This is a genomic window from Desulfovibrio sp. SGI.169, from assembly GCF_050313595.1.
Lineage (GTDB): Bacteria > Desulfobacterota > Desulfovibrionia > Desulfovibrionales > Desulfovibrionaceae > Desulfovibrio.
Genome location: NZ_JBNPLS010000003.1, coordinates 1 through 20,835 on the forward strand (window position 1 = coordinate 1; position 20,835 = coordinate 20,835).

Consider the following 20,835-nt stretch of genomic DNA (forward strand, 5'->3'; position numbering starts at 1 on the left):
GCAAAATAGAAATCATGTTTGGCAGGCTCAAGGATTGGCGAAGAATTGCCCCGCGGTATGACCGCCGCGCCCACACCTTCTTTTCCGCCATTTGCATCGCTGCCATTGTCACCTTTTATATTTAATGAGTCCTGAACCTAATTATTTCAGTGAATTGGATGTATCCTGATTTCGCAATTCGTCGAGATAGTCAGCCCACCTCTGAAGCAATTCACGTCGTTTATCCAGATATGACGCATGGTTGTAAGCATCCCGAACGGTATTCTGCTCCTTGTGGGCAAGCTGGGCCTCAATGATGTCGCCGTCAAAACCCCATTCCAGTTTCTTTTCATTCAGGATGGTGGAGAACATGGCGCGGAAACCGTGGATGGTCATTTCTTCCTTGCTGAAACCCATTCGGCGGATACCGTTCAAAAGCGCCATATCGGAAATACATTGCGAGGCTGAATGCCGTCCCGGAAAGCACAGTTCGCCGGTGCCGGTAAGCAGATGCAATTCTCGGAAAAGTTTGACCGCCTGAGTGGGCAGGGGCACGGCATGGGCAATGCGCATCTTCATGCCGCCGCCATCCTTGGCATTTTCTCTTCTGGCGGCAGGCACAATCCAGAGCGCCTTGTCCAGATCAATCTCGGACCACCTGCCGCCGCGAAGCTCGGCGCTGCGCAAAGCCAGATAGGGCAGTATCTTGAGCGCATAACCGACAACGGCTCCGCCCTGGTATTCGTCTATGCAGCGCAGGAGATGACCGACAGCGGCGGGATCGGTCATGGTGGCGTAATGCTTTGTCTAGATTGGCTTGAGGACTTCCTTGAGGCCGTCAGCCGGGTTGAAGACTATATAGCCGCAGGTGCGGGCAAAACGGCATATCTGCCCGGCGGTTTCGGCCAGTTTGTGCGCCGTTACCGAATGGCCGGCGGCTTCCACCGGCCTGATTGCGCCCAGAATATCGGTTGGCACAAGTTTGCTGATGGGCTTTTCACCAATCCGCTCATTGAGTAGGGAGATGAGCCATTGTTTTTTCTTGATATTGGCCGCCGCGTAGGAATCCTGCTTAGTGGCGAACCATTCCTGAGCGACAACGGCGAAGGTCAGCGCCTGTTCACGCGCCGCCGCTTCGGCTTCTTCCTTGGCGGCCTTTTTCTGAGCGCCGGGATCAATGTCGTTGGCAAGCAGCTCCTTGGCCTTGTCGCGCTTGCGCGGGCATCTTTCAGGGAGACGGCGGGATACGCGCCAAAGCTGAGCGTCTTTCTTTTTCCGGCATAGCGGTAATCCATCCGCCATAATTTCCCACCGGAAGCGGAGAGGTAGAGATACAAGCCTTCAGAGTCGGCCAGTTTTGCCGGAGTACCGTTGGACTTCAAATTTCTGAGCATGGTGTCGGTCAGTGGCATGGCTAAAATGCTTTGCTGGCAAGGGGTTGCAGGGTGACGGTATTTTTCGGGCCTCGTGTCCTCCATATCGGCTCATACCGCTGCAAATACCGTCATTTTTGTTGGTTCTCCCCGCTTTTCACGACACCTCGCTGGACATACCATTGCCCAAAACATCAAGTCCCGCAAGGCTTTTTGAACCTTGCGGGACTTGATTGGATTCTTGGTTGGTGCCGAAGGGGAGACTCGAACTCCCACTCCCTTGCGAGAACTAGACCCTGAACCTAGCGTGTCTACCAATTCCACCACTTCGGCGCGAAAATGTATTTAGCTCAAGAGCACTTGGCTGGCAAGCATTTTTTTCGGATTTGGCCGATTTTTTCATCTGACCGTGAAAAAGCGCAACTGGCGAGGCGCTGACGGCCAGACGCGGGGGGGCGAACGATTTGACAGCCTTTCTCGCATGGAGGATAGGAAAAATGACGGACGGATTTACATGCGGTGAGCGCATGCCTTTATCTTTCGCAAAGGATGTTCCATGCAAAAAGCGCAAAAAGGCTTCTGGCATTATCTCGAATTTTGGCGGGCGCTTTTCCGTCGCCGCCGCTCCCTGCGCTGGCGCGGCACATGGCTGCAAAACGGCTATTGTCGCGACTGCCGCTACTGCTGCGGTCCGCAGGATTCCAATGAGCCCTTTCCCATGGCGCTGCTGCCCGCGCAGCTCCATTCGCGCCTCGGTGACGACTTCTATCTGCTCAATGCAGATACCGCCTATCTGGACGGCCGCGGCTGCAAGGCAAGCACCAGTCACGGCTGCCGCCTTGAGCTGACGCAACGGCCTGTGGCTTGCGGGCTTTTCCCCCTGGTTCCGGCCAACGGCGGCCTGTATCTCTACAAAACCTGTCCCGCCGTGATATTGACGCCCCTGAACGAGCTGGCTGCCCTGGGTCTGGAGGCCGCCCGCCGGCTGACCGGATTCACGCTATCGGATCTGCGACATATTTCGCTGGACATTCCCGCCCGAACGCTGGCGGAGCGCTATATTTCGCTGAACATCAGCCTGTTTGACGCCAACGGTGTGGAACTGCGCCTTGGCTGAGCGCGCCGTCATGGCCAACCGGCCAGAAACTTCCAAGCAGACGCACGGCTGTGGAGTATGCAACACATGGCCCGCGTCAGGGCCAGATAGCGGGCCGGAGCGACCATGGCACATTCCGCGCGGAAGCAGCGCGCACCCGCGAAGCGGCTCTCCAGACTGGTCGGCAAGCCAGAGTCACCGCTTGACCGTCATCGGCCTTTCCCGTTTCCGGCCATGTCTTCCGGTTCGCCAGGGCGTTCGGTCAGAACCGCCAGAGCCTCGCGGGCCAGACAAGCCTCCACGACGCGGGCATGGCGCGGCAGGCTCCAGACTCCTGCGGGGAAGGCTGCGCAAGAAAAATCGGAACGATGCCCTCGCTTCAAGCACTGGCCCGGCAAACGAACTCCGCGCCTGGGAGGCAAATCCCCCGCAGAGTGATCTGCCCTCTCTCAGGCAGACAGATAAAAAAGCCCCTGCTCATGACGCTATTCACGTTGACCTGATCATGGCGGTCAGCCTGACCATCGTTTTTACCGCATTGCTGGCGGGCCGCCGAGCCGGGCGATGTCAGGCGCGCTGAAAAAGCGAAAGGAGCCTGAAGGCCGTGCATGCCTTCAGGCTCGTGATTTCGTTTTTTTTACAGCGACATGGCCTGACCGTCGCCGCGCGGATCAGCCGCGCCTTGCAGCAGGCCGTCCTCGTCGCAAAGGATGGCCCCGGCGTGCCCCATGATTTCCGTATAGTCCTCCACCATGAGCACCGGCTGGCCGCGGCGGCGCAGTTCCTCGGCCACATCGCCGGGGATGCGGCCCTCCAGCTTGAGGTCGTTGTCGGGGGCGCCCCAACTTCTGCCCAACAGCCAGCGCGGGGCATTGACCGCATCCTGCGGGGCCAGGCCAAAATCCACAATGCGGGTCGTCAGGGCCGCCAGGGTCTGGGGCTGACCCTCGCCGCCCATGCTGCCGCAGACCAGCCGGGGCTTGCCGTCCTTGAGCAGCATGGCCGGAGTCAGCGTATGCATGGTGCGTTTGCCGGGTTCCAGACAGTTGACGTGCGCCGGATCCAGAGAGAAGGCGCAGCCACGGTTTTGCAGAAGAATGCCTGTGCCCACGGCCACCATGCCCGAGCCGAATTCGTGATAGATGCTCTGGAGCATGGAAACGGCGTTGCCCGCCGCATCCACCACGCCCAGCCAGACCGTGTCCCCGCCCGGCGACAGGGGCGGCAGGGCCCCGGCGCTTTTTTCCAGAGAAATGCGCGCGGCCTGCTCTTGCCCGTATTCCGGCGAGAGAAGCCGATCCAGCGGAATATCGGCATGGGCCGGATCCGTGAGCCAGCGATCCCTGTCCTGAAAGGCCAGGCGTGTGGCTTCCACCAGGGCCTGATAGTAGTCGGCGCTGCCTTCGCCCAGCGCGGTCATATCCATCTGGTTGCAGATGTTCAGAATTTCCAGCGCGGCCATGCCCTGGCTGTTGGGCGGCGCGCTGCAGGCCGTGAGATCGCGATAGGGCGTCCGCAAGGGTTCCGCCCAGTCCGCGTGGTGGTCGGCCAGATCGCCCACGGTCAAAAGGCCGCTGTGCAGCATCATGCTGTCAGCGATGGCGCGGGCAATGCCGCCGTGGTAAAATTCGTCCGCGCCGTTCCGGGCCAGCCGGGCCAGGCTTTGCGCCAGATCGGGCTGGCGCAGTGTTTCACCCACGCCGTAGGGGCGGCCGTTTTCTTTGCAAAAAACCTCCAGAAAGGCCGGAAACTGGTGCAATCCGCGTCCCGCGCCCTGGCCGCTGGTGTCCACGGCCAGCCAGTGGGCCAGGGAATGCCCCACCGCAAAGCCGTCTTCCGCGTAGCCGCGCGCCGCCTCCAGCAATTCCGCCCAGGAGAGGGGCGACCCCATGCTTTCCCTGCTCAGCTTGAAAGCCTCATCCCAGCCGGAAACCGCGCCGGGCACGGTATTGACCGCCAGATAGCCGCGCGCGGGCACGGCCTTGAAGCCCCTGGCCGCATAAAATTCCGGGCTGGCCGAGGCGGCGGCGCGACCGCTGGCGTTCAGGGCCTTGAGTTCGCCGCGCGCGGCGTCGTAAATCAGCCAGAAACTGTCGCCGCCCAGGCCGCACATATGCGGATACACCACGGAAAGCACGGCTGAAGCGGCAATGGCCGCATCCACGGCCGTGCCGCCCCGGCGCAGGGCGTCCAGCCCGGCCTGGGAGGCCAGATAGTGCGACGTGCTGATCATGCCCTTGCGGCCCAGAGGATTGATGCCGGCGGAAACAGTGGCGGAATAGCGAACAGTGGTGTTCATGCGTACCTCAAAAGGTGTTGCGCCCTTTGACGGCCGGAGCCGGGAAGGGACAATTGGCAAGCATCGCAGTTGCTTGTGCGGGTATTGTGAATCATAGCCTATCCGCCCGGCCTCGTAAAGCGCTGACGGCATCCGGCGGTTCGCGGCCGTCGCTGGCGGCAGAGCGGTTTCAAGATGAAAAAAGTCTGACGCCCGACTGCAAAAATGAAAAGGCAGTTGACGACAGTATCTAATGAGGTTTGAGCCGGGAACGCCCCTGGAAGAGATATATTCACTTTTATAATGAAAAATATTTGGTTTTATGCTATCTCTAAAAAAACAGGAGATAGCAAGGTGCATTGTCGTAAATATGGTTCGTGGCATTCACAAAAAAATGAAGTTATAGCTGGAACTCAACGCTACAAATGCAAGCGATGTGGATTCCAGTTTACGCGGGAAACTCCTCATGAAAAACCAATGAAGGATAAAGTCCTCGCTCTCGTTCTTTATCTTTCGGGCTTGTCCATGAACATGATTGGAAAAATTGTCGGGGTGAGTGCCAAAAGCGTCATACGTTGGATAAATATGTTTTATGAAAAATTTTCCGCCAATAATGAACCTCAATCAAATGTAGAAGAAATAGAAGTTGATGAAATGGTTTCATATATTACTAAAAAAGATTACATCCGGATATGGAAAGCTATTGATCACAACACTCGAAAATTTATCGGCTGGCAATGTGGTGATCGTAGTTCCAAAACCTTAACTGAATTTTTCGACAGGCTTGATTATGGCGAGTCAAAAGAGTATATTCCGATTTTTATGTATGTTATGCCAAGGTGTGGGGAGTCAACGCTTGCAACAAGGGAAACAAAATACCTTCAAAATAGAACAGAATAGTGCCTTACAGCGTCACTGGCTTGGGCGATTCGGGCGCCGGGCCCAAATTGTTACTCGTTCCCTGGATATGCTGAATAAATCTCCGGCGTTATTTCAACGATTTCGAGTTAGCGACAATATTGAAGAACTTGTATCATTATTAAAGTGAATACATCCTGATAAAAGCGCCCTTGCGTCGACCGTGCGCTTCTGCTAAGAATAATCCTTGTTTTGCCGGGGACGGGCCGGCGCATATGCGCCCGCGCCTGTTTTTTTGCCTGAGCTTTCTTTTTTCTGAGGGGGGAAATAAGCATGAAAAAAGTTCTTGTCTGCGCGCTGCTGGCGACGCTGCTGGCCGCCGCGCCCGCTTTTGCCAAAAAAAGCTATGTGAACGGCATCGACCCCAACTATCCGCCCTTTGCCTATGTGGACGAAAAAACCGGCCAGCCCGCCGGCTTTGACGTGGACTCCCTGAACTGGATCGCCAAGGCCATGAACTTTGAAGTCACCCACAAGCCCATGGCCTGGGACGGCATCATCCCCGCTCTGGTGGCCAAGCAGATCGACATGGTTGACTCCGGCATGAGCATCACGCCGGAGCGGGCCAAAGTGGTGCAGTTTTCCGATCCCTACTGGACTGTTTCGCGCGTCTTTCTGGTGCCCGCCAACTCCAGCCTGACGCCCGGCGACATCCTGAGCCAGAAGATCAAGCTGGGCGTTCAGCGCGGCACTTCCGAGGCCAATGCCATCAAGCGGGAACAGCAGGAAAAGGGCTATCCCTTTGAATTGCGATTCTATGAATCCGCCCCCCTGGCCGTGGAAGATCTGCTCAATGGCCGCATCCAGGCCGCGCTTATGGACGAGCTGCCCGCCGACGACGCCATCGCCAAAGGCCGCGCCGTGAAGAAGGCCGGCGTCCACGGCAAGCCCGACGGCTTCGGCGTCGCCCTGCGCAAAGGCGACAAAGAGTTGCGCGCCCTTATTGACGAAGGCTATCGCAAGCTCATGGCCGATCCCTACTGGCAGGAACTTCAGAAAAAATATCTGCACAAGTAAGGGATCACGGGACGCGTTCCGCCGTCCGCCCCGCTGTTTCCGTTTTTCGGGGCAACGCGAACTGCCGGCTTTGTCCGATAGTTCGCGTTGCCCGACTTGTGCGCAACCGCTCCGTGGTCAGTCGGATACGCCGTGTCCGTCCGTCAACCTTCTGCCCGACGCCGCGCATGGACTCACTGACAGTTGTACTCAACGCCCTGCCCGCCATTCTGGCCGGAAGTTTCGTGACCATCGGCAACGTGACCGCCTCTCTTGCCATGGGTCTGGCGCTGGGCGTCCCCCTGGCCGTGGGCCAGGCATACGGCAATCAGTGGATACGGCGGCTGGTGGCCCTGTATGTCTGGTTTTTCCGGGGCGTGCCCATTCTGGTGCTGCTTTTCCTCTGTTACGGCCTGTTCATCAGTCTGGATCTGCCGGCTGACCCTTTTCTGATCTGCTGTCTGGTGCTGGGCTGCACCAGCACGGCTTACCAGTCCCAGATTTTCCGGGGGGCCATTGAAAGCCTGCCCCAGGGGCAGCTCAAGGCGGCGCGCGCTCTGGGCATGCGCGACCTCACAGGCATTCGCTGCATCATCCTGCCCCAGGCTTTGCGGCTGTCCATCCCCGGCTGGGCCAACGAATTTTCCATCCTGCTCAAAGACTCGGCCATCTGCTATGTTCTGGGCACGCAGGACATTATGGCCCGTACATCCTTTGTGGCCGCGCGCACCTACGAGCATCTGGCGCTGTACGCCGCCGCGGGCCTGATTTATCTGGCGCTGACTCTGGTGGTGCTCAAACTGTTGCGCCGCCTGGAATACAAGGTCCATGTGCCGGGCTATTCCACAGGAATGGGCGCGGAAGGCATGGGCGGGGATAAAGCATGAGCGCAGAACGGGAAGTGGTATTGCGGATTGAGGGCATCTCCAAGACGCTGGGCGGCAAGCCCATTCTGGACAACTGCTCGCTGACGGTTCATCGGGGCGAACTCAAGGTGCTCATCGGGCCTTCGGGCGCGGGCAAGAGCACGCTGCTGCAGTGCATTGACTGCCTGATCCCGCCGGATTCCGGGGAAATCTGGCTGGAGGGCGAGCGTCTGGCCATGAACGACAAGCGCAAGCTCTGCGCCTACCGCGCCCATGTGGGCATGATCTTTCAGGAGTTCAACCTCTTTGACCATCTCACCGCTGAGGAAAATGTGGCCATTGCCCTGCGCAAGGTACGCGGCATGTCCCGCAAGGAGGCCAAGGCCCGCGCCCTGGAGGAACTGGGCCGCGTCGGTCTGGCGCGCCGCGCCCTGCTCTACCCCGCCCAGCTTTCAGGCGGTCAAAAGCAGCGTGTGGCCATTGCCCGCACCCTGGCCATGGACCCCAGGGTCATTTTGCTGGACGAGCCCACCTCGGCGCTGGACCCGGAGCTGGTGGGCGAGGTGCTGGCTGTGATCCGGGATCTGGCGCGCGGCGGCATGACCATGATTATGGCCACCCACCAGATGGATTTCGCCAGAGCTCTGGCCTCTGAAATCTTGTTCATGGAACGCGGCAAAATTATCGAACAGGGCGCTCCGGGCATGCTGCTGGCCGAAGGTTCGGCCACGCGCACCCGCGATTTTTGCGCCCGCCTGCTGGAGATGGGCGAGTAAACGCCGGGAACGCGCATGCTGGATACGGTATTTTTCAGCCATGAACTGCTGCCCGCTCTGAACAAGGGCTTGCTGGTTTCCATCGCCCTGATTGTTCCCGCCGGCAGTCTGGGCTTTGTGGGCGGCGTGCTCATCGGCTGCATGCGCGCCTTCGGGCCGCGCTGGCTGCGCCGCCTGGGCGACTGGTACACAGCCCTGCTGCGCGGCGTGCCGCTGGCCGTGCAACTGATGATGATCTACTACGCGTTGCCCAAACTGGGCATCTATTTTGCGCCCTACGGCGCGGCCCTGATTTCTTTAATTCTCTGCACCGCGGCCTACCAGTCCGAGTATGTGCGCGGCGCCCTGCTTTCCATCCGCCAGGGGCAGATCAGCGCGGCTCACGCCCTGGGCTTCAGCACCTGGCAGACCGTCATCTGGATCGTGGCGCCGCAGGCCGCCCGGCGCGCCCTGCCCGGCTGCGGCAATGAAATCATCTATCTGATCAAATACAGCTCCCTGGCCTACCTGGTCACCTGTATGGAGCTGATGGGCGAAGGCAAGGTGGTGGCTTCGGACACTTTTCGTTTTACCGAGGTTTTTCTCACCGTGGGGGCCTATTATCTGGTCATGGTTACCCTGGCCACCTGGCTGCTGCGCTGGCTGGAGCGCCGCTTCCATGTGCCGGGCTTCGGCGCGCGATAAAAAGGCATGGCCGCGCGCCTTTTCGTTGCCCGCGCGCCGCGCCGCATGACGCGCGCTCAGGGGCGGATGATCTTGTCCGCCAGGTCCAGGCTGGTGACGATATCCAGCATGTTGGACGTTTCGCCCACGGCCTTGGCTTCCAGCAGACCGTAATGAGCCAGGCAGGCGCCGCAGACCAGCACTGACACATTGTTTTGCGCCATGTTTTTCAGCGCGTCCAGCGCGGGCCCCGGCCGGGCCGCCAGCTTCACGCCGCCGTTGAGCAGCGCCAGCCGCCAGAGGCGCGCCCCCATTTCCGGCAGGGTGGCGAGAAAGTTGCCCATCAGCTTGCCGCCCAGCTCTTCGTCGCCCCGTCCCAGAGTTTCCGTTGTAATCAGCACCAGGGTTCGCGTTTCGTGTTCGGCGGCCGCCGCTTCCGGCGCGGGCTTTACCGAGGGCGCGGCATCGCCCGGCCTGTCGGCGCGGGCCGCAAGCCGCCAGAGGCCGCCGTCTTCCGCAAGCCATGTCACCTCAAAACCACGACCGCGCAAAAAACGGGCGACATTTTCCCTGGCCGCATCGTTATCCACCAGAATTTCCAGTGCCGTCGCTCCTTCAGCCAGCCTGTCCCGACAGCGCATGACCGGCTGCGGGCAGGCCAGTCCGCGGCAATCCAGCAGAGCCATAGTCCCTCCTGCATTGTTGAGAATTATTGCCATTTGTTTGAAACAAGGCTAAGCCTATTTTCAATCCAGCCGATAAGCAAGGTAAACTTGGTGAGGGTACTATGGGCATTCTGCTGCAAGGCGTGAGTTTATTGTTGATGGGGGGGCTGATCGCCATCCGGCCGGACGGCGCTGTGTTCTGGATGCTGCTGGCGGGTCTGGCCGCGTGCGCCGTGGCGAATCTTTTCCTGTGGCTGATGGTCCGGCGAAAACAGGCGGAGCTGTCAGCCTTTGCCGACAGCCTGCGTGATGCGGGCGGCCCCGCGCCGCAAGGCGGCGAGCTGGAGCGCGTGCGCGGCAGCCTGGCGGACATGCATGCCGCCCGACAGAAGGCCGTGCAGGCTGCGGAAGCCGAAGCGCGCGAACTGCGCGGCGCGGTCGAGAGCCTGCGGGCCGAATTGGCCGAGACGCGCGCGCGCGAGCAGGAGTTGCGGGACAATGCGGCGCAGAGCGCGCCCGTGCTGGACAAGGCCCACAGCGTCTGCCACAAGCTGTCCGAGGATGTGCGCCATTTGTCGCAACTGGTTGCGGATGTGGATAAAGGCGTGGAAGTGCAGCGCGTGCGCCTGGGCGAAACAGGCGGGGCCATGGAGCGTGTGGCCGAGGCCGCGCAAGAATCCTCCATGCGCGTGCGCGAAGTGTCGGACAATGCCGAAACCTCGCGCGGCCAGGCTGTTACCGGCGAAGAGGAAGTGCGCGGCGCGGTGACTTCCATCGAAACGGTCAAGGACACCATTCTGCACCTCAAGGAAGCTATGGCCGGTCTGGGCGAAAAGGCCAGCAACATCGGCCAGGTCATGAGCGTCATCAATGAAGTGGCGGATCAGACCAACCTGCTGGCGCTCAACGCGGCCATTGAGGCGGCGCGCGCGGGCGAGGCGGGGCGCGGTTTCGCCGTGGTGGCCGACGAGGTGCGCAAGCTGGCTGAAAAGACCATGGGCGCCACCAAGGAAGTGGAAGAGGCCGTCCGCGCGATTCAGGAAGAAACGCAACGCAATGTGGAAAACGTGGACGAGGCCGCGCGGCTGACCGTGGAAAGCGCGGAGCGCGCCTCCCGCGCCGGGGAGTTCATGGGCAAGATCGTGGGCGGTATGGAGGAAACCGCCGAACATCTGAAAATCATTGCCCAGGGCGCGGCCGAACAGTCCGAGAGCAGTACGCAGACCAATGGCGCTCTGGAGGAAATACGGCATGTGGCCGAAAGCACGGCGACCAATATGGAAACCTTTACGGCGGCCCTGCTTTCGTTCAAAAGCGGCATGGAAGAGCTGGATGTGATCGTCAACGCGCTGGTGACGGGCGATTACGCCCAGGCCGCCAGCACGGACAAATTCGTGCAGTGGACGCCCAAACTGGATCTGCATGTGCCGGTCATCGACAGCCAGCATCGCCAGCTTTGCAGTTACATCAATGATCTTTACCAGGCCATGAAGAACAACCGCACCGGTGAGGAGCTTCAGGCCATTGTGAAAAAATTGCGCGATTACACGGCCTCGCATTTCAGCGACGAGGAAAAAATCTTCGCGCCTTCGTCCTATCCCGGCACTGCCGAGCACAAGGCCATTCACCGCAAATTCGTGGACAAACTGGACGAGTTCGAGAAGCAGCTTGAAAACGGCGCCGCCACGGTGAGCATGGATCTGCTGACTTTTCTCAAGGACTGGCTCATCAAGCATATCGCGGGCACGGACCCCACCTATCTGCCCTATATCCAGCATATGGTCGAGCACAACAACTGACCGGACATTTATTGAAGCATTTCAAAAGGCCCCCCGGCATAGCCGGGGGGTTCTTCATATGCGCCTGTAAGGCTCTCTTGCCAGCGGTGCCCTGACAGGCGCGTGTGCGATCTGACATTTGCATTTCTGTTACCCGCGGCCCGTAAGCGGGCTTCCGGGACAGGACAAGCTCAACTGATCCCCCAACTTGTCCCGGGCAATTTGCCCCCGGATATACTCCTGAATCTTCTTTTTATTCTTGCCTACTGTATCCACATGGTAGCCGCGACACCAAAATTCACGATTGCGGTATTTGCACTTGAGGCCCCCAAACCGCTCATAACTCATCAGCTACTCTTTCCTTTCAGGTAGCCCATAAAACTTGATGCACTCGTTTTTGGAGGAATCTCAAGCAACATATGAATATGGTCTGGGCAACATTCCGCTTCAACGATGTGTACTGCTTTCCATTCACAAAGTTTTCGCAAAATCTCTCCTGTTGTCCGCTTCTTTTCTCCATAAAATACCTGTCGACGATATTTGGGGGCAAAAACGACATGATATTTACAATTCCATTTCGTATGCGCTAAACTTTTTGCGCCACTCATCGTGACCTCCTTTTGATTTGTCTTTGGGATGCAGTTGCCAGACAGCGTCTCCATTATGACAAATCAAAAGGAGTTTTCACAACTATGTATAGCTATAAGCTTTTTTGAACCTCCCGCCTAGCGGGAGGTTTTCCTCATACAAGAAGCCCGCCGGTTCTCGCCGGCGGGCTTCCTTGTTGTCTTTTATCCGCGCCGCGCGCCACGGCGCGCCGGCGCTGCCTGCGGCAATGCCTTTACTTGGCCGCGACCTTGCCGGAGAGCATATTGTGCTCGCCGGTCAGGCTGCGCAAAAAGGCCACTATCAGGTCGCGGTCGCTCTGGGGCACCTCCAGACCGGCGCAATAGACGCCCATGACGCGCACGGCCTCATCCAGCGTCTCCACCGTGCCGTCATGCAGGTACGGCCCGGTCAGTTCGATGTTGCGCAGGTTGGGCACCTTGAAGCGGTGCATATCCAGTTCGCTCTTGGTGTGGTTGTAGCGGCCCTTGTCCGACCCGAGTTCCTTGCCGCCGCGGTCGGCAAAGTAATCCTTTTTCAGGTCCATGTATTCGTAGGACTGGCCGCCCACGCTCTTGCCCACATGGCAGGAGGCGCAGCGATAGGCCTTGAAGCGCTCATAGCCCTGCGCTTCCCGGGAGCTGAGAGCCTTGTCGTCGCCGCGCAGCCACTTGTCAAAACGGCTGTCGGGCGTGATCAGGGTCTTTTCATACTCGGCAATGGCGTCGGTGATGTTCTTGCCGCTCCAGCCGTCGGGGTAGACCGCCTTGAATTCGGCGGTCAGGGCCTCATCCTGGGACAAACGGCCGATAATCTCGTCCCAGTCCTTGCTGCCCATTTCAATGGGGTTCATGGGCGGGCCGCCGGCCTGTTCCGCCAGGTCGGCCGCGCGACCGTCCCAGAATTGGGCCAGGTTAAAGGCCGCGTTGAACACCGTGGGCGGGTTCACATCGCCAAACTGCTTGCGCACGCCTTCGGAGAAGCGCTGGTGATCCGTGCCGCCACGGTCATAGAAGTGGCATCCCGAACAGGCCAGCGTGCTGTCCGTGGACAGGCGCTTGTCATTGAACAGCTTGTCGCCCAGGGCCGCCTTTTTGGCGTCGGTCTTGATCAGGCGCGGCAGGGGCTGCAAGGGTTCGTTGGCGTGCCTGGCCGCGGCGTCCGTGGCATAGTGCGCCTTGCGCGAGGTCTTCACCCAGTCCAGGATATCCTTTTTCTCCCGTTCCGAAAGCCGGCTGCCCCAATGCACCACCGCGAACTTGGCCGGGGGCATGGTGTCGTTGTTGATCACCCACTCCATCTTGGCCAGCACGGTTTCGCCGATAGGCTTGCCCTTGTTCTGAATCAGCTCCACATTCAGATCCATGGCGCGAAGACCGTCGCGGTAATCCTGCTCAATGATCTGGCGGATGCCGGGCACCTTGGCATAAAAGGGCAAGTCATAGCCCTGGGTATGGCAGGCCATGCATTTGTCCTGCACCACCTTTGACACCTTGGCAAACTTGGCCATGGGCGGCATGCCCCCCGGCGCCGTCCCTTCGGCGGGCGCCGCCTGCACGGGCCCGCCCAACAGCGCGGCCATTCCCAGGATGGCCGCCATGACACGGGAAATTTTCATGCACATTCCTCCCTTTTGGTGTGACTGCATGCTTGCGTTCATATTCACAAACCAGACAGACTTGTCAATAAAAATTATCAATATCAGCCATGCGCGCAGGATGCCCGGCCTCATGCCGGCGCGCACAAAAGCGGACGTCCTCTTCCCTTCCGCATTCTGGCCCAAGAGAATGGTTCATGCAAATTCGGGGAAGCGCCTTCCAAAAAATTTTTTGACCGCCCTCCGTTCGCGGCTTTTTCCCCCAATCGCCTTGATTCAAGGCATATGCCGCAAAATTTTTTCGGCCCTGAAAAAGAAAATAAAAAAAATTTTTCCTTCACGAAAAAATTTAACAGTCTGATTTAATGGTAAAAATTTTTATACGGCATTTTCACAGCCCTAAAGAGTAAAAATTTTTGCACGAATAGACTTGCAATGCACGCGAGGATTTCTTAAATTCGGATCGCGGCGGGAAACCGCCCCACAGGCGTTTCCGTTACGACAACCCGTTTCCCATCACGGGGAACAAAAGAAAGGAAGGTTAAACCATGAAAAAGATCGCTACGCTTCTGTTGGCGGCGGGCCTGGTGTTTGGTGTTTCCACCGGCGCCAGCGCCATTGACTTCAAGGCCAAAGGCCAGTGGATCATGAGTTTTGACTATGGTCAACACGGCAACTTTGCCAGCAGCAACACCAGCAAGGGCGGCAACACCGGCTACAAGAAGGGTGAAGACGAGTTTGAAGCCCGCCAGCGCGTGCGTTTGCAGTTGGACGCCGTGGCCTCCGAGGCCCTGTCCGGCACCGTGTACTTTGAAATGGGCGACACCATGTGGGGCAAGAGCGATCAGGGCGGCGCGCTGGGCGCTGACAGCAAGATCGTTGAAGTGAAGCGCGCCTACATTGACTGGATGGTGCCGCAGACCGACCTGAAGGTTCGCATGGGCCTCCAGGGCGTGGCCCTGCCCAGCTTCACCACCGGCAGCACGGTGCTCAACGACGACGTGGCCGGCATCACCGCCAGCTACCAGTTCAACGAAAACGTGGGCGTCACCGCCCTGTGGGCCCGCCCCTTCAATGACAACTCCAGCTGGAAGAAGAACGACTATGACCATGACAGCTACATGGACAACATGGACGCCTTTGCCCTGCTGGTGCCCCTGTCCTTTGACGGCGTGAAAGTGACCCCCTGGGGCATGTACGCGGCCATCGGCCCCAACACCTTCCGCAATGGCGAAAACTTCCGCAATGGCCCCTGGGGCGCCGGCAGCTACGCCAAGGCCGGTCTGTTCCCCGCCATGGGCGCTCTGCACAAGGACGGCACCAGCGCCAACGGCGCGCGCAAGCTGAGCTCTTACGCCGACGCCTGGTGGGCCGGCCTGACCGGTGAAGTGACCGCCTTTGATCCCTTCCGCTTCGCGTGGGATTTCAACTACGGCTCCGTGACGTGGGACGACGACGGTCGCCTGAACCGTCAGGGCTGGTTGGCGTCTCTGCTCTTTGAATACAAGCTGGATTGGGCCACCCCCGGTCTGTACGGCTGGTACGGCTCCGGTGACGACAGCAACCCGGCCAACGGTTCCGAGCGCATGCCCACCCTCAGCGCCAACAACACCAACGGCTTCTCCAACTTCGCCTTTGACGGTGACCCCTACATCGCCCGCGACGGCGCCATCGGCCACGGCATGGGCGGCACCTGGGGCATTGGCGCGCGCTTGAAGGACATGAGCTTTGTGGAAGACCTCAAGCACACCTTCCGCGTGAACTACATCGGCGGCACCAACAGCCCGACCATGGCCAAAAAGATGAGCCTCAACGACATGTACGCCAACGAGGGCGGCCTGGGCATGGAAGCCATGTACCTGACCACTCAGGACAGCGCGCTGGAAATCGGCCTGACCAACACCTACCAGATGTACGAAAACTTCGTCATCAATCTGGAAGCCGACTACATCGCCCTCTGGCTTGACACCAGCAAGTCCGTGTGGGGCGCGCGCCATCGTAACGGCAGCCCCATCCCGCAGACCAATGACGCCTGGAACATCAACGCCAGCTTCGTGTACTCCTTCTAGTTCACGAACCGCTACAGACATGAAAGGGGAACCCCGCGGGGTTCCCCTTTTTTATTGATGACAAAGCCCGCTTCAAGGCTGCTTTTGACGGATCATGTGGCGGAACACGACCAGCCCCGCCTGACCGACAGCGCATTCATGGGGCCTGACTCTGGCGCGCAGACAGGAAAGAGCCGCGGGTTCCCTGAAACCCGCGGCTCTTTGCATTGGCGGTCAACCTCAAACGCTTACGCGTTGTAGTCGCCCCGGTTGAATTTGAATTTTTCCGTGACGGCCATCACTTCCAGCTCGTTCAGAAGAGAATCAAGGCCGGGGTTTTTGCCGCGCACGCCGGCCGTGTCTTGCCTGATTTGCGCCACCTGGCTGTCAATGCCCTCCAGCAGGGCATACGCGTCGCGCAGGGAGCCGCCGTCAGCGGATGAACCCAGGGTTTTGGCGTACGAATCCCAGAGATCCAGCGTGCCGGAGGCCTGCGTAAAAGCCTCCTGAAGAATCTCCGCATCGGGATCAACAGCCTGGCTCTGTTCCGCGCCATTCAGCAGCAACTGGCTGATCAGCCCCGCCTGAGCGGCGCCGGGCGGCAACAGCCCGCCCGCGGCGTTGGCCTGCTCCGCCCCACCGCCCAACTGCCGGGCGAGGATGGCCTCAAAACCACCGCCTGAGCCCGCTTGTCTGCGAGCCGTCGTTGCCTGCTGTTCCTGCTGGCGCAGCAGAGCTTCCAATTGTTCGGTATTAATTTCCATATCGCCTCCAGGGTTGGCGTTCCGCTACAATTATGCAAAATCTCTGCCATTGCGAAACAACAGCCAAGCCATTGTTTTTTCAGCATCCATGGAAAAAGGGAGGGGAAAAATCTTCCCGCGCTCATAACATATGCTTTGTAAAGGGCCTTGTCTATTCTTCAAAAAAACTCTATGCTTTTATACAAGGCAAAGGGTTAAGGCGCGAGGCTTCAGGCCGTATGCGCTTCGGCCAGGGCGGTCATTTTTCGCCCCGCCGGGAGCTCCCCATCACATCAGCAGCCCCCAGAGGCAATGGAGCTTGGCATGAAGGAAATCAAGAAGATTCTTTGCGCGGTAGACCTTTCCGAACACAGCAAGGCCGTGGCGGAATACGCCGTTCTGCTGGCCAAGGGGCTGAACGCCAGCGTTATCGTGGTCTATACGGCCCCCTCGCTGAGCCAGTATGTGGGTTTTCATGTGCCGCCCAACACCATTGAAAACTTTGTGGGCGAAATCGTCACCGGCGCGGAAAAGTCCATGGAAGCCTTTGTGGCCGAAAACTTTGCCGGCGTGGAAGCCAGGGGCCAGGTGCTCATCGGCTATGCCGCTGAGGAAATTCTGAACCGCGCCCATGAGGAAAAGGTGGACATCATCGTTATGGGCACCCACGGCCGCAAGGGCATTGACCGCATTCTCTTCGGCTCTGTGGCGGAAAAGGTGGTCAAGAATGCCGACATGCCCGTGCTGACCATCCGCCCCAAGTCGCCCATCGGGGGATAAGGCTTCCTGACGCCGGCGGCGTGGGGCGTCCGCCGCCCCGCCGCATGGCGACAACCGCCAGCCGCCGCGCCAGCGGCGGCTTTTTTTGGGGTCATCATGTCCGAAATCAGCGTACTGCCGCGCATCCGGGAGCTTGATGCGTATGTGCCCGGGCTTTCCATCCCGGAAATCCGGCAAAAATACGGCCTTTCCCAGGTCATCAAGATGGCCAGCAACGAAAACCCGCTGGGGGCCTCGCCTCTGGCCCAGGAAGCCGTGCGCCGTCATGCCTCCTCGCTGTTCCGCTACCCTCAGGGCGGCAACCCGCGTCTGGTTCGCGCCCTGGCCGATCTGCACGCGGTTGACCCGCGCCGGGTGGTGGCGGGCAATGGTTCCGATGAAATCATCGACCTGCTGATACGCATGCTGGCCGAGCCGGGCAGGCATTCTCTGGTCTGTTTTGACCCCTGCTTCAGCATTTACCCCATTCAGGGCCGCATTGCCGGCGTTGATGTTCGCCGCTGCCCGCTGGGGAAAGACTTTGACTTTGATTTTGACGCCCTGCTTCGTCTGGTGGATCAGAGCACCCGTCTGGTCTTCATCACCACGCCGGACAATCCTTCCGGCTACTGCCCCCCGCGCGAGGCCGTGGCAAACCTGGCGGAGCGGCTGGCCAAAATCGCCCCGGGCTGTCTGCTGGTGGTGGACGAAGCCTATATGGATTTTGCCGAGGACGAGGCCGAAGCATCCCTCCTGGCTTCGGGCGCGACGCCGGACAACGCGGCCTTTTTACGCACATTTTCCAAAAGCTGGGGGCTGGCCGGACTGCGCCTGGGCTACGGCGTGCTGCCGCCCGCTCTGGCCGAATATTTCTGGCGGGCGCGCCTGCCCTTCTCCGTCAACATCCTGGCGGAAGAGGCCGGTCTGGCCGCCCTGACGGACACGGCCTTCCGCCAGGCCACCCTGGATGTGGTGCGCCAGGGCCGCGCCAAGCTCCGCGACGGGCTCACGGCCCTGGGCTGCACGGTTTGGCCCAGCGCGGCCAATTTTCTGCTGTTTCGCCTGCCGCCGCGCGCGGGTTCGGCCAGAGACTGTTTTGAGGCCCTGCTGCGGCGCGGCATCATCATCCGCCCCCTGAGCAGCTACAATCTGCCGGAGCATTTGCGCGTCAGCGTGGGCGACGCCAGAGAAAACGCGGCCTTTCTGGCCGCCATGCGCGACATTCTGGCCGCGCCCGATACAACGGAGCGCGCATGAACGGTCATTTGCCGGTAGTGACGCTGGATGGCCCGGCGGGCGTGGGCAAAACCACACTTGCCCGGCGCATGGCCGAAAGCCTGGGGCTGGCCTATCTGGATACCGGAGCCATGTTCCGCTGTCTGGCCCTCAAGCTGGGGCCCGGCGCGGAGCAACTGCCTGAAGAAGAGCTGCGCCGGCGCTGCGCGCAATGGACTTTCAGCATCGCGGGCAAGGGGCAGAACACCGCGCTGTTTTGCAACGGTCAGGCCGTGCGCGGCGAAGTGCGCACCGAAGAGGTGGGCATGCTGGCCGCGCGCATCGGCACTGTGCCGGCAGTGCGCGAAGTGCTTCGGCAGGCTCAGCGGGCCATGGGCGAACAATCCCCGCTGGTGGCCGAAGGCAGGGACATGGGCACCGTGGTTTTTCCTGACGCGCGCTTCAAGTTCTTTCTGGATGCCGCGCCCGAAGTGCGCGCCATGCGCCGTCTGCGCGATCTGGAAAACCGGGGCGAACACGCGGAACTGACCACCCTGACCGAGCAGATACGCCAGCGCGACGCCCTGGACCGCAACCGGGCTGTGGCCCCCCTGCGCCCCGCTCAGGACGCCCTGATTGTGGATACCTCCCATCTGGATATTGAGGGCGCGCTGGGCGTGATGCTGCATCACATTGATGTGCGCGGCGGCGCGCGGGCCTTGCGCTCTTCAGCTTTTCCCGCCCTTTTGCCGCCTGTCAGAAAATCTTCATAAGCTTTTCGGTCGCGTCTTCTTTTCGGCGGGCCGTCCCTTGCTCCCCGCGCGCGGCTCTTGCCCCGGCCGGGCACGGGCAAAAACTTCCCAGCCGGGCAAAAATTGCCGCCCCCTTGCCCGCCGGCGAGACAAGTCTTTGGCATGCCGGGGCCGCAATGCCGCCCTTCACGCCCCCCCATGAAATTCTTTAGAAAAAAACACCCCTGATTTTATTATTTTTTTTCTTGAATGGCACGGGCGGTGCATAAAGTCAGGCACAAGCCACAGACGCATACGGCGCCAGTGTGGGAAACAGCCTCATGGGGAGGACCATATGAACAATCAGTTGGATTACGAAATCAATAAGGAACTGGGCGAGTGCTATCTTTTCATGGGCGATTTTGACAAGGCCGAGGAATATTACCGCAAGGCCGCCAACAACGCCCAGAGCGCCGCGCCCTACATGGGGCTGGCCACCGTAGCCGTGCAGCGTTGCGAGCTGGACAAGGCCCTGGTGCTGTACCAGAAGGCCGCCGCCGTGGAAGAAACCGACAAGGCCCTCTGCGGCATCGGCCTGGTTTACATGGAACAGGGCAAACATGAGGACGCCTTCAGCTACTTTGCCCGCGCGCTGGATAAATCCGCCGCCAATATTGTGGCGCTGAACTGCCTGGTGCGCGAAGCCTATCAACTGGCCTGCGTGGAAAAGGCGCTGCCCTACCTGGAGGCCGCGCTGACCGAAAGCGAAGAAAGCGAGGCCGTGCGCGTAACCCTGGCTGGCTGCCTGATCTACCTGGGGCGCAACGCCGAAGCCCGTCAGCATCTTGAGGCGGTACTGGGCGCAAACCCGGCCAACAGCAACGCCAAGGAACTTTTCGACACCATGGCCGCGTAAGTCAGGGCCGGGCGGTATGCCCGGCCTTGCGCGCGGCTGGCAGATACTCCCCTCCCCACACGATTTTCCGGCCTCTGGCGGGCGCCTGGGGCCGGAAAATCTCTCCACCCGGGGAAGCAGCGCCGACGGGGGCAACCGCGTCGGCGCTCTGCTGAGCGGGAAACCCCGCCCCGCGCGTTGTCGCCCTGAGCATGCCCGCATTGCGCTTTCGCAAAAGGGGCCTCTGAAATGCCGGTCGGCAGGCCGCGCCAGAGCATTTTCACTCTGAAAAGACTCTGCCGGCGCAAAAAGAACCGCGCCATCCGCTTTTCAAGCGCCGGCTTTCCCCGGCCCGCTCAGGGCGCATGCCCAGCAGGGGCGTTTCTCAAGGCTACCCCTTCAGAGCCGCCATACTCTCCGCCTTCCATCTTTCCACGGCATTCACACGCCATGCCCTCCGGCAGGAGAATCCCTTTGGCGCCATCAGGAAACGTTATGAACCTGAGCCCCCATGTCTCTGATTTCAGCCTGGCAAGAGCGGCCTCTTCCGTCTGAATGGCGGCTTCCAGTTCGGCAAGGGCGGCTTCACGCTCCTGGATGGCGCTCTTCAGCCCGCTCATCCTGTCCACCCTGCCTTTTACCAGCAGTTCGCCGGCGGCATAGGCGGCCGCGAACACCAGCAACGGCGCCAGCAGCAGCCAGAGAGTTCTTTTGCGTTCCCCATGCGCCGCGGGGGATGCCGCCCCGGCTTTCGACTTGCCGGAAGCCCGCACGGGCTGTGCCGGGGTAAAATTTTTTCCCTGAGCCTCTTCCCTGATTGGCGTCACCCCAACGTCCGAAGCCGCTTTCTGTA

Annotated in this window: 20 protein-coding genes, 1 tRNA gene and 2 pseudogenes; 13 read left to right on the plus strand and 10 right to left on the minus strand. The window is 60.0% G+C overall.

Translation table 11 applies throughout. The features are described 5' to 3' along the window. A pseudogene (locus ACQRA4_RS02390) lies at positions 1–125 on the plus strand (IS5/IS1182 family transposase); the annotation flags it as partial. A gap of 16 nt (positions 126–141) precedes the next feature. Here ACQRA4_RS02390 and ACQRA4_RS02395 read toward each other — a convergent pair. From ACQRA4_RS02395 to ACQRA4_RS02410, 4 genes are all read right to left on the minus strand, one after another. Further along, a complete protein-coding gene (locus ACQRA4_RS02395; RefSeq protein WP_427821487.1) occupies positions 142–768 on the minus strand; it encodes a tyrosine-type recombinase/integrase in 627 nt (208 codons plus the stop codon). An 18-nt stretch (positions 769–786) separates the two neighbouring features. Next, the gene (locus ACQRA4_RS02400) at positions 787–1,173 is read right to left on the minus strand and encodes a phage integrase central domain-containing protein (protein WP_427821624.1); all 387 of its coding nucleotides are present in this window, start codon (positions 1,171–1,173) and stop codon (positions 787–789) included. After that, complete coding sequence (locus tag ACQRA4_RS02405) at positions 1,089–1,457, minus strand: Arm DNA-binding domain-containing protein (protein WP_427821488.1); 369 nt, start codon at positions 1,455–1,457, stop codon at positions 1,089–1,091. The genes ACQRA4_RS02400 and ACQRA4_RS02405 overlap by 85 nt, the downstream gene beginning before the upstream one ends. 141 nt (positions 1,458–1,598) lie before the next feature. After that, positions 1,599–1,685: transfer RNA gene (locus tag ACQRA4_RS02410), tRNA-Leu, on the minus strand. 223 nt (positions 1,686–1,908) lie between these two features. Between ACQRA4_RS02410 and ACQRA4_RS02415 the strand changes: the two genes are divergently transcribed. Beyond that, positions 1,909–2,469 carry a hypothetical protein gene (locus ACQRA4_RS02415; protein WP_427821489.1) on the plus strand — a complete coding sequence of 187 codons (561 nt, stop codon included), beginning with the start codon at positions 1,909–1,911 and terminating at the stop codon, positions 2,467–2,469. 616 nt (positions 2,470–3,085) lie between these two features. Here ACQRA4_RS02415 and ggt read toward each other — a convergent pair. After that, complete coding sequence (gene ggt / locus ACQRA4_RS02420) at positions 3,086–4,747, minus strand: gamma-glutamyltransferase (RefSeq protein WP_427821490.1); 1,662 nt, start codon at positions 4,745–4,747, stop codon at positions 3,086–3,088. A 282-nt stretch (positions 4,748–5,029) separates the two neighbouring features. Between ggt and ACQRA4_RS02425 the strand changes: the two genes are divergently transcribed. From ACQRA4_RS02425 to ACQRA4_RS02445, 5 genes are all read left to right on the plus strand, one after another. Further along, on the plus strand, positions 5,030–5,626 hold the full coding sequence (locus ACQRA4_RS02425; protein WP_427821491.1) for an IS1 family transposase: 597 nt from the start codon (positions 5,030–5,032) through the stop codon (positions 5,624–5,626). A 291-nt stretch (positions 5,627–5,917) separates the two neighbouring features. After that, positions 5,918–6,661: an ABC transporter substrate-binding protein gene (locus tag ACQRA4_RS02430; RefSeq protein WP_427821492.1), complete on the plus strand. Its 744-nt coding sequence runs from the start codon at positions 5,918–5,920 to the stop codon at positions 6,659–6,661. A gap of 167 nt (positions 6,662–6,828) precedes the next feature. Beyond that, on the plus strand, positions 6,829–7,527 hold the full coding sequence (locus tag ACQRA4_RS02435; protein WP_427821493.1) for an amino acid ABC transporter permease: 699 nt from the start codon (positions 6,829–6,831) through the stop codon (positions 7,525–7,527). Continuing rightward, positions 7,524–8,282, plus strand: coding sequence for an amino acid ABC transporter ATP-binding protein (locus ACQRA4_RS02440; protein ID WP_427821494.1), 759 nt, complete (start codon positions 7,524–7,526; stop codon positions 8,280–8,282). Before ACQRA4_RS02435 ends, ACQRA4_RS02440 begins: the two co-directional genes overlap by 4 nt. 15 nt (positions 8,283–8,297) lie before the next feature. Next, entirely contained in the window at positions 8,298–8,966 is a 669-nt protein-coding gene (locus tag ACQRA4_RS02445; protein WP_427821495.1) for an amino acid ABC transporter permease, read from the plus strand. A gap of 56 nt (positions 8,967–9,022) precedes the next feature. Here ACQRA4_RS02445 and yedF read toward each other — a convergent pair whose 3' ends face one another. After that, positions 9,023–9,631: a sulfurtransferase-like selenium metabolism protein YedF gene (yedF, locus tag ACQRA4_RS02450; protein ID WP_427821496.1), complete on the minus strand. Its 609-nt coding sequence runs from the start codon at positions 9,629–9,631 to the stop codon at positions 9,023–9,025. Positions 9,632–9,732: 101 nt separating this feature from the next. On the opposite strand from yedF, the gene ACQRA4_RS02455 reads away from it, so the two are divergent. Next, entirely contained in the window at positions 9,733–11,409 is a 1,677-nt protein-coding gene (locus ACQRA4_RS02455) for a bacteriohemerythrin (protein ID WP_427821497.1), read from the plus strand. 129 nt (positions 11,410–11,538) lie between these two features. On the opposite strand, the pseudogene tnpA reads toward ACQRA4_RS02455, so the two are convergent. Next, positions 11,539–11,996 (minus strand): annotated as a pseudogene (gene tnpA / locus ACQRA4_RS02460) (IS200/IS605 family transposase). 233 nt (positions 11,997–12,229) lie between these two features. Next, complete coding sequence (locus ACQRA4_RS02465; RefSeq protein WP_427821498.1) at positions 12,230–13,612, minus strand: cytochrome c peroxidase; 1,383 nt, start codon at positions 13,610–13,612, stop codon at positions 12,230–12,232. A gap of 527 nt (positions 13,613–14,139) precedes the next feature. On the opposite strand from ACQRA4_RS02465, the gene ACQRA4_RS02470 reads away from it, so the two are divergent. Beyond that, on the plus strand, positions 14,140–15,660 hold the full coding sequence (locus tag ACQRA4_RS02470) for an outer membrane homotrimeric porin (protein WP_427821499.1): 1,521 nt from the start codon (positions 14,140–14,142) through the stop codon (positions 15,658–15,660). Between the two features lie 227 nt (positions 15,661–15,887). Here the strand turns inward: ACQRA4_RS02470 and ACQRA4_RS02475 are convergent, their stop codons facing one another. Further along, positions 15,888–16,403, minus strand: coding sequence for a hypothetical protein (locus tag ACQRA4_RS02475; protein WP_427821500.1), 516 nt, complete (start codon positions 16,401–16,403; stop codon positions 15,888–15,890). A 303-nt stretch (positions 16,404–16,706) separates the two neighbouring features. On the opposite strand from ACQRA4_RS02475, the gene ACQRA4_RS02480 reads away from it, so the two are divergent. From ACQRA4_RS02480 to ACQRA4_RS02495, 4 genes are all read left to right on the plus strand, one after another. Beyond that, positions 16,707–17,162, plus strand: a complete 456-nt coding sequence (locus tag ACQRA4_RS02480; RefSeq protein ID WP_427821501.1) for a universal stress protein — start codon at positions 16,707–16,709, stop codon at positions 17,160–17,162. Between the two features lie 96 nt (positions 17,163–17,258). After that, positions 17,259–18,398 carry a histidinol-phosphate transaminase gene (gene hisC, locus ACQRA4_RS02485; protein WP_427821502.1) on the plus strand — a complete coding sequence of 380 codons (1,140 nt, stop codon included), beginning with the start codon at positions 17,259–17,261 and terminating at the stop codon, positions 18,396–18,398. After that, a complete protein-coding gene (gene cmk / locus ACQRA4_RS02490; RefSeq protein ID WP_427821503.1) occupies positions 18,395–19,129 on the plus strand; it encodes a (d)CMP kinase in 735 nt (244 codons plus the stop codon). Before hisC ends, cmk begins: the two co-directional genes overlap by 4 nt. Positions 19,130–19,442: 313 nt before the next feature. After that, positions 19,443–20,003, plus strand: a complete 561-nt coding sequence (locus tag ACQRA4_RS02495) for a tetratricopeptide repeat protein (protein WP_427821504.1) — start codon at positions 19,443–19,445, stop codon at positions 20,001–20,003. 335 nt (positions 20,004–20,338) lie between these two features. Here ACQRA4_RS02495 and ACQRA4_RS02500 read toward each other — a convergent pair whose 3' ends face one another. Then, positions 20,339–20,809, minus strand: a complete 471-nt coding sequence (locus tag ACQRA4_RS02500) for a hypothetical protein (protein WP_427821505.1) — start codon at positions 20,807–20,809, stop codon at positions 20,339–20,341. Positions 20,810–20,835 lie beyond the last annotated feature (26 nt).

What these genes read in the sequence shown, in the direction of transcription:
- ACQRA4_RS02435 (WP_427821493.1), top strand. Translation starts at nt 6,829, where the DNA reads ATGGACTCACTGACAGTTGTACTCAACGCCCTGCCCGCCATTCTGGCC.
- yedF (WP_427821496.1), bottom strand. Translation starts at nt 9,631, where the DNA reads ATGGCTCTGCTGGATTGCCGCGGACTGGCCTGCCCGCAGCCGGTCATG.
- ACQRA4_RS02425 (WP_427821491.1), top strand. Translation starts at nt 5,030, where the DNA reads ATGAAAAATATTTGGTTTTATGCTATCTCTAAAAAAACAGGAGATAGC.
- ACQRA4_RS02440 (WP_427821494.1), top strand. Translation starts at nt 7,524, where the DNA reads ATGAGCGCAGAACGGGAAGTGGTATTGCGGATTGAGGGCATCTCCAAG.
- ACQRA4_RS02405 (WP_427821488.1), bottom strand. Translation starts at nt 1,457, where the DNA reads ATGGAGGACACGAGGCCCGAAAAATACCGTCACCCTGCAACCCCTTGC.
- ACQRA4_RS02465 (WP_427821498.1), bottom strand. Translation starts at nt 13,612, where the DNA reads ATGAAAATTTCCCGTGTCATGGCGGCCATCCTGGGAATGGCCGCGCTG.
- ACQRA4_RS02455 (WP_427821497.1), top strand. Translation starts at nt 9,733, where the DNA reads ATGGGCATTCTGCTGCAAGGCGTGAGTTTATTGTTGATGGGGGGGCTG.
- ACQRA4_RS02445 (WP_427821495.1), top strand. Translation starts at nt 8,298, where the DNA reads ATGCTGGATACGGTATTTTTCAGCCATGAACTGCTGCCCGCTCTGAAC.
- ACQRA4_RS02430 (WP_427821492.1), top strand. Translation starts at nt 5,918, where the DNA reads ATGAAAAAAGTTCTTGTCTGCGCGCTGCTGGCGACGCTGCTGGCCGCC.
- ACQRA4_RS02470 (WP_427821499.1), top strand. Translation starts at nt 14,140, where the DNA reads ATGAAAAAGATCGCTACGCTTCTGTTGGCGGCGGGCCTGGTGTTTGGT.
- hisC (WP_427821502.1), top strand. Translation starts at nt 17,259, where the DNA reads ATGTCCGAAATCAGCGTACTGCCGCGCATCCGGGAGCTTGATGCGTAT.
- ACQRA4_RS02415 (WP_427821489.1), top strand. Translation starts at nt 1,909, where the DNA reads ATGCAAAAAGCGCAAAAAGGCTTCTGGCATTATCTCGAATTTTGGCGG.
- ggt (WP_427821490.1), bottom strand. Translation starts at nt 4,747, where the DNA reads ATGAACACCACTGTTCGCTATTCCGCCACTGTTTCCGCCGGCATCAAT.
- ACQRA4_RS02395 (WP_427821487.1), bottom strand. Translation starts at nt 768, where the DNA reads ATGACCGATCCCGCCGCTGTCGGTCATCTCCTGCGCTGCATAGACGAA.
- cmk (WP_427821503.1), top strand. Translation starts at nt 18,395, where the DNA reads ATGAACGGTCATTTGCCGGTAGTGACGCTGGATGGCCCGGCGGGCGTG.
- ACQRA4_RS02480 (WP_427821501.1), top strand. Translation starts at nt 16,707, where the DNA reads ATGAAGGAAATCAAGAAGATTCTTTGCGCGGTAGACCTTTCCGAACAC.
- ACQRA4_RS02495 (WP_427821504.1), top strand. Translation starts at nt 19,443, where the DNA reads ATGAACAATCAGTTGGATTACGAAATCAATAAGGAACTGGGCGAGTGC.
- ACQRA4_RS02475 (WP_427821500.1), bottom strand. Translation starts at nt 16,403, where the DNA reads ATGGAAATTAATACCGAACAATTGGAAGCTCTGCTGCGCCAGCAGGAA.